Consider the following 6238-nt stretch of genomic DNA (forward strand, 5'->3'; position numbering starts at 1 on the left):
AATCTCTCCCTAGTAACAGGTTTCTAGTTCCTGTTTGATAAATGATATAATTGGTGCGTGGGGCGTGGCTCTTTCGTGCAAAAGCTTGTTACCTATAGAATATAACGATCTCAGGTTTTTTGTCAAGTCTAATTTTAGGGGTTTTGCTCCCGTAAACATCAGCTTTTCACAGAACTCGATTTTTATCTTAAAATTGATACAATCAACCATAAAGAGATAATGACAATGATAAACCTAGAAACGATTCAAGAAGATATTGCGTCCCTTCCCCTCGACGCACAACAGACTATTCTTGAACTTGTAGGTATTCTCAAAAAACGATATTCTCCCAACCCACAGGAAATGAAAGAGCAGGGAACAGAAGATTGGTCTGACTTTATCGGTTGTATAGAAGCTGAACCAGACCTTTCGCAAAACTATAAAACCTATTTAACAAGTGAACTTAAGCAAAAATATGATCATTGTTGATACTGGTTTCTGGCTGGCTCTTGCTAATAAAAACGACTTACTTCACCCATTAGCAAAAAAACAATTCCAAAAATTCATCAATCAACAATTTATTACAACCTGGTGCGTTGTTACTGAAACTTGCTACTTACTACAAAAACGAGTGGGAATAGATGTCCCAAAAACCCTTATTCATAAAATCTCCACAGGAGAACTACAGGTATTCAACCTCAAAACTAAGCACTGCCAACGCATTGAAGAACTGATGCAAAAATATAGAGATTTGCCAATGGATTTAGCCGACGCATCTTTGGTTATTTTAGCAGAAGAATTAGGTTCAGGTCAAATTCTTTCCGTTGATTATCGAGATTTTAATACCTATCGTTGGAAAAATACGGAGCCATTTCAAAATCTTTTTCAAGAACAAATGTAATCCGGAACAGGTTTCTAGTTCCTGTTTGATATTCAGGTAGAATGAATGATATAATTGGTGCGTGGGGCGTGGCTCTCTCGTTTAAAAGCTTGTTACCTGTAGAATATAACGATCTCAGGTTTTTTATCAAGTCTAATTTTAGGGATTTTGCTCATGTAAACATCAGCTTTTCACAGAACTCGATAGATAAATTATGAATTATGAATTATGAATTATGAATTATGAATTATCAAAAAAAATAGAAAAAACAAATAGATATTCGGGAATGTTGTTTTGAGTATGCACTGCGAGCAATTAAACTTTATCAATAAACAATAATTTGAGAAAATGAACCAAAAAACTTACCAACTAACCTTAAACTTTGACCAGATTTTAGATTTGGTTAAACAACTCCCAGAAAGTGACAAAATAAAACTCAGTAAAGAACTCGAAAAAGAAACTTTAAATCAAAAATTAACCCAACTTTTAGAAACCTTTAAAACTGATGAGCTTTCCCTAGAGACAATTACCGAAGAAGTGGAGGAAGTTAGGGATAAAATTTATGGACAACAAGCCACCGATTAAAGTTATTATTGATACTAACCTTTGGATTAGCTTTCTTATTGGTAAACAGTTAGCCAGTTTAAAATATCTACTGATTGAAAAAACTCTTGTGCCGATTTTTTCTCCACAGCTACTTAATGAAATTAACCTTGTTACCAAAAGACCAAAATTACAAAAGCATTTTCCAAAAAGTAAAGTTCAAGAATTACTTGAACTTTTAAGCATAATTGGGTTATGTATTGAGACTAAATCAAAAATTAATATCTGTAGAGACGCTAAAGATAACTACCTTTTAGCCTTAGCCAAAGATAGTCAAGCTGATTTTTTAATTACAGGCGATCAAGATTTATTGATTTTGCAACAATTTGGAATAACTAAAATTGTTACTTATCAACAATTTTTAGTAATCTGTAGATTAGGTTGAGGAACGAAACCCAACCTACGATAAGATTGGTTTGATTACAATGATGAACAGCTTATCTCCCTACATCATCGCAGCCAATTTTCTACGGTTAATCTCTGAACTCTCAGCATATCTGAGTCATCAGAAATGAGGATGAGATTATGGCTAATAGCTGTTGATGCAATGAGAATATCAGCCATTTGTATTGGGGTTCCTTTGCGCCTTAAATCAGCAGAAATTGCTGCAGCTTCATGGACAATTTCCATTGTATCTAATAACAATACTCTTAAATCAGTGCGGCACAAATCCTGAAATCTTGCTAACTTATTCGTTGCTTTAACTGCTAATAACCCAGCCTCAGTTTCTAAATAGGTAATACAGCTTATAAAAACATCATTTCCTTGTAGTCTTACTTCACTTAATTTCTCAACAACTACTTAGTTGTCTTTGAGAATAGCTGTGACGATGTTAGTATTGAGTAGATAACCCACGACTATTTAATATTTTTGTCTAAAACTTGCGATCACTGCGTCAAACTCTGCCATTTGTTCCGAAGTTAAATCCTTCAGCATTCCCGCCATTGCTTGTACTCCCAAAACTTGCCTAATTTTCTGATTTAGATTTTCATCGGACATCATTTCTAATTCTGAAAGGGAGCTTGAGGAATTTTCTACAGTGTAAGTTCGGAAGAACCATTATGGTTTGGCTGTTTCGAGTCTGACCATGAAATCCAGGATCATCCATTGACAATGCTGACTCGATTCTATCCCGGTGGTTTTTTCCCGCTGCATGGACATCCTGGTGGTGAAGAGATTTTGGTGTTTGAAGGCAATTTTGTAGATGAAACAGGAGTCGGACGTAGAGCCAAAAAAGACAGGCATTGAGCCTGTCTAAAAAACAAAACAAATTCCCTATCAGCTGACCACAAATAAGGAGTTTTTTGCGTCAAATTTCCAAGCAATACCATCGGGATCTCTGATGCGACTCCAATCGGCAAATTCTGCTTCCGATTTATTTTTTTTGTTTCTACCCAAAACGGCTGGGGTAACTCCTAAACGTTTAGCCAAATCCGCCAAACTCATCGATGAGATGGTTTCAGATACAGTGGTTAGAGATTCTTCCCTAACTTCTGATTCTGATTGGGATAAAGAACTGTCAGGACTGTTCAAACTAGGATTAATTATCTCCTCCGGTTCTTGAATTACCGTTTCTTGAACAGCGATCGTTTCGGTTTTTTCTTCCTCTTTTTCCTCAAATAATTTACCTAAATTAGTCAGAGGTTGGGAGGAGGAAATAACAGGAACCTCCGGGACAGAATTTTCGCTCTTCTCGGCGACAATCAGGGGGGATTTAGCCTCCTGCGATTGTTCTAAAGTGGTCAGGGGTGATCTCGAGGCAGTAATCGCAGGAACTTGTTTTTCCCCTATTTCTTCTAAAGAGGGGTCACTCTCATCAAAAATACTACCCAAGGTACTGGCGGTGATAAAGTAATAGGCCATACCCTTATCGCCTACAGCTTTTTTTTGCGCCCCAAATTCCTCAGCTTTTTTGTCTAAAAATTGTCTGGCTAATTTGGCCGTGAGATTGGCTTTTGCCGATAGGTCAATCGGGGTGAGACAACCTTGATTGTCCTGTAAAAGTTGATTGAAATAGGGGTTAATCACCGTCGATAATTTTGACCAGCGATAGTCTTGCCACACCTTGACTGCAAGAGTTAAGAAGAAGACCAGTAGGATCAATGGCCAAGCGGTAAAAACAAGGATGATTAGCACCGCTAGGGGAATGATGAGGACGAGAAACCCCGCCGTTTGACGATCGATAATTTTTCCAGTCATAATTTCATAAGCTGCCACAATTAAAATTCTTAATGGCTAGTTTGACTATCTCCTGCCATAAGTGTATATGACCAGTTTAGGCTTTATTGGTCACGCCGGTTAGTTCTAGTCGTTCAAACATGGCAAATCTTGCTTTCAGGGCCAGAGAATCATCAAGTTTTGCTAAAAAAATGGCTTTTTGATACTTTTGTTCTAAAGCTTTTGTGATTAACCAATCGGCTAAAAAGGGATTTTTGGGTAGTAGGGGACCGTGAGCATAGGTAGCGATCGCATTGTGGTAAAATGCCCCTTCATAACCGTCCTCTCCGTTATTTCCGTAACCGGTAATCACCTTTCCTAAGGGAGAAACGGTCTGTAAATAGGTACGACCCCCGTGATTTTCAAAGCCAATTACTAGCGGTTTTTCCCCGGTCATAGCTTTAATTTCCTCCGCTAAGGGGGAGGCAGTAATTTCAAAAACTACGTTACCGATACAGCGTTTTGCATCCGGTCCGGGATGTTTACTTACTAGGTCTAATAATCCTAATCCTTCGATTCTTTGACCGAAAGCTGGTTCGTAATAATGTCCTAATAATTGTGGGGAACCACAGGTAAAAACTCCCGGTATTCCTGCCGATAATTGTTCTTTCATCGCCGCTGCTTTTGCCCCTTGTAAATCGCGCATAACGATCTCCTGCTGCCGATCCTGCGCCCCACCCCCAACAATTATATCTACTTGATAAAATGTCTCGGTTTCTGTTTGAGCATCTAGGGGAATAATTGTCACAGCAATATCACGCCATTGACATCTTCTTTGGATAGTAATAACATTACCTCGATCGCCGTAGGTACTCATTAATGTCGGATATAACCAGCCGATTTTTAGTTCTAGTTCTTGCATAATTTTTTAGGGGATTAGGGAATGGGGGATAGGGGATGGGGGATAGGGGGAATGGGGGAATGGGGAAATGGGGAAATGGGGAAATGGGGAAATGGGGGAATGGGGGAATGGGGAAATGGGGAAATGGGGGAATGGGGAAATGGGGGAATTCAACTAACACCCTAACACCCCAACACCTAACACCAATCTTCACTCTTTTCTAACTTCTACAAAATCTTTCGTCCCGTGAGAATCTCTCGTACTTCTAACATAGCAGAATAGGTAGGTAAAATATGTAAAGTTTCCTCATTTTTGGTGTTATTAATCGCAATTTGGATCGCTTTTTTTAGATCGGATTCAACAATTAAATTAACGGGAGAAGCGAGACTATCCTGACTATATTGTAAGCGTAAAGCCATGTCATAAAGTCGATCGCCTGTCACTACTAAAGTTGTTCCCAAACGGGTTAATTTTTCCGTATCCACATCCCAAATCCAAGAAACATCCGTACCGTCGGGGATGCGATCATTGAGAACCAAGAGAGTAGTAGAAGACTTTTCTTTCTGTAAAATATCAGCCACTGCGCGAATTGTTTCATTCATACCCACGGGATTTTTAGACAGTAAAATTCTAACTTTTTTACCCTCAATTTCTAATTCTTCCGCTCGACCAAAAGCCGCTTTAAAACCCTGAACTGTCTCAAAAATTTCTCGATCTTTAATCCCCAATTCCTGGGCTACTAAACCCGCCGCTAAAGTATTATATTTATTATAAACACCGATTAAAATCTGCGGCCAATCCTGACTATGAAAAGCAGGACTACTCTTTTTAAAGCCGCAACTAGGACAACTAAAATCCCCTAAATGGGAGAGATAAACCCCGCGATAATCCAAAGAAGCACCACATTGAGGACAGTAAATAGAATCGACAGCGTGGGGAATTTCTTCTAGATATAATTCTGGCTCACTTAAGCCAAAATATACAACTCGTTGGGGCAGTTGTTGACCCAAATGGGAAAGAGTTGGATCATCAGCATTGAGAATCACTAAAGTATTGGTGGGTAGGGGAGATATGGCTCCTTGCCAACGGCGACTAATTGTATCTACTTCCCCATAGCGATCGAGTTGATCGCGAAACAAATTTAGAGCTAAAATAGCGCGAGGACGACAATCTTTTAAAACCAAAGGGAGAATATTTTCATCCACTTCTAAAATGGCATAATCAGCCTTTAAAGTGCCGAATAAATTGGCATCGGCTAATAAAGCAGTGATTAAACCATTAATTAAATTCGCCCCGGTGGTATTATGGGTGACTTTTGCCCCCTGACGCTCTAGAATAGTTCTTAGGAGTAGGGAAGTGGTAGTTTTTCCATTCGTGCCAACCACCAAGATTACCCCCCGTCGGACTTGCCCACAGAGTAGCGGTAACAAACGGGGATGGAGACGACGGGCAATTTCCCCCGGCAAGACGCTGGCAGCCCCTAAACGGAGTCCTTTAACCAGAGCAGTAACGGTTTTAGCCACCGCTACGGCTATCCCTAAACGGATGCGATCAAACAATTGCATGAACTGAGATTCTTATCGAAAATTTGGGTTAAAACCCCGTCGTAAAACGACGGCTTTTCTTGATCTTTAATATAGCACCTAAGAACTTCCAATGGCGCACCTCCTACAGAAGAAACAAAATAACTAGGCGACCAAAGAGCATCTTTCCCATAG

At 39.4% G+C, this 6238-nt stretch carries 9 protein-coding genes and 2 pseudogenes; 5 read left to right on the forward strand and 6 right to left on the reverse strand.

The window, feature by feature from the left end; all coding sequences use genetic code 11:
• Positions 1-225 precede the first annotated feature (225 nt).
• From IM479_RS18160 to IM479_RS18175, 4 genes are all read left to right on the forward strand, one after another.
• Complete coding sequence (locus IM479_RS18160; protein WP_286826185.1) at positions 226-468, forward strand: hypothetical protein; 243 nt, start codon at positions 226-228, stop codon at positions 466-468.
• The gene (locus IM479_RS18165; RefSeq protein ID WP_287687081.1) at positions 455-880 is read left to right on the forward strand and encodes a type II toxin-antitoxin system VapC family toxin; all 426 of its coding nucleotides are present in this window, start codon (positions 455-457) and stop codon (positions 878-880) included. Before IM479_RS18160 ends, IM479_RS18165 begins: the two co-directional genes overlap by 14 nt.
• Positions 881-1207: 327 nt before the next feature.
• Positions 1208-1444: a type II toxin-antitoxin system VapB15 family antitoxin gene (gene vap15 / locus IM479_RS18170; protein WP_286826183.1), complete on the forward strand. Its 237-nt coding sequence runs from the start codon at positions 1208-1210 to the stop codon at positions 1442-1444.
• A complete protein-coding gene (locus IM479_RS18175) occupies positions 1422-1847 on the forward strand; it encodes a putative toxin-antitoxin system toxin component, PIN family (RefSeq protein WP_286826182.1) in 426 nt (141 codons plus the stop codon). The genes vap15 and IM479_RS18175 overlap by 23 nt, the downstream gene beginning before the upstream one ends.
• Before the next feature lie 65 nt (positions 1848-1912).
• Here IM479_RS18175 and IM479_RS18180 read toward each other — a convergent pair.
• Positions 1913-2215, reverse strand: a pseudogene (locus tag IM479_RS18180) (PIN domain-containing protein); the annotation flags it as partial.
• Positions 2216-2323: 108 nt separating this feature from the next.
• The gene (locus tag IM479_RS18185; protein ID WP_287078969.1) at positions 2324-2464 is read right to left on the reverse strand and encodes a hypothetical protein; all 141 of its coding nucleotides are present in this window, start codon (positions 2462-2464) and stop codon (positions 2324-2326) included.
• Between the two features lie 111 nt (positions 2465-2575).
• Here IM479_RS18185 and IM479_RS23110 point away from each other — a divergent pair, with 111 nt between their 5' ends.
• Positions 2576-2710, forward strand: a complete 135-nt coding sequence (locus IM479_RS23110) for a cupin domain-containing protein (protein ID WP_416361031.1) — start codon at positions 2576-2578, stop codon at positions 2708-2710.
• 30 nt (positions 2711-2740) lie between these two features.
• Here the strand turns inward: IM479_RS23110 and IM479_RS18195 are convergent, their stop codons facing one another.
• The 4 genes and pseudogenes from IM479_RS18195 to IM479_RS18210 all read right to left on the reverse strand — a co-directional run.
• Entirely contained in the window at positions 2741-3661 is a 921-nt protein-coding gene (locus tag IM479_RS18195; protein ID WP_353737583.1) for a hypothetical protein, read from the reverse strand.
• Positions 3662-3737: 76 nt separating this feature from the next.
• Complete coding sequence (locus IM479_RS18200) at positions 3738-4541, reverse strand: type 1 glutamine amidotransferase (RefSeq protein WP_287687085.1); 804 nt, start codon at positions 4539-4541, stop codon at positions 3738-3740.
• Between the two features lie 206 nt (positions 4542-4747).
• Positions 4748-6085: a Mur ligase family protein gene (locus tag IM479_RS18205; protein ID WP_287687087.1), complete on the reverse strand. Its 1338-nt coding sequence runs from the start codon at positions 6083-6085 to the stop codon at positions 4748-4750.
• Positions 6086-6132: 47 nt separating this feature from the next.
• Positions 6133-6238: pseudogene (locus tag IM479_RS18210) on the reverse strand (transposase); the annotation flags it as partial.

Source organism: Microcystis sp. M165S2 (genome assembly GCF_020245885.1).
GTDB lineage: Bacteria > Cyanobacteriota > Cyanobacteriia > Cyanobacteriales > Microcystaceae > Microcystis.

Bases quoted from the DNA above. Each gene is read 5' to 3' on its own strand.
- IM479_RS18160 (WP_286826185.1), top strand. From the start codon at position 226: ATGATAAACCTAGAAACGATTCAAGAAGATATTGCGTCCCTTCCCCTC.
- IM479_RS18165 (WP_287687081.1), top strand. From the start codon at position 455: ATGATCATTGTTGATACTGGTTTCTGGCTGGCTCTTGCTAATAAAAAC.
- vap15 (WP_286826183.1), top strand. From the start codon at position 1,208: ATGAACCAAAAAACTTACCAACTAACCTTAAACTTTGACCAGATTTTA.
- IM479_RS18175 (WP_286826182.1), top strand. From the start codon at position 1,422: ATGGACAACAAGCCACCGATTAAAGTTATTATTGATACTAACCTTTGG.
- IM479_RS18185 (WP_287078969.1), bottom strand. From the start codon at position 2,464: ATGATGTCCGATGAAAATCTAAATCAGAAAATTAGGCAAGTTTTGGGA.
- IM479_RS23110 (WP_416361031.1), top strand. From the start codon at position 2,576: ATGCTGACTCGATTCTATCCCGGTGGTTTTTTCCCGCTGCATGGACAT.
- IM479_RS18195 (WP_353737583.1), bottom strand. From the start codon at position 3,661: ATGACTGGAAAAATTATCGATCGTCAAACGGCGGGGTTTCTCGTCCTC.
- IM479_RS18200 (WP_287687085.1), bottom strand. From the start codon at position 4,541: ATGCAAGAACTAGAACTAAAAATCGGCTGGTTATATCCGACATTAATG.
- IM479_RS18205 (WP_287687087.1), bottom strand. From the start codon at position 6,085: ATGCAATTGTTTGATCGCATCCGTTTAGGGATAGCCGTAGCGGTGGCT.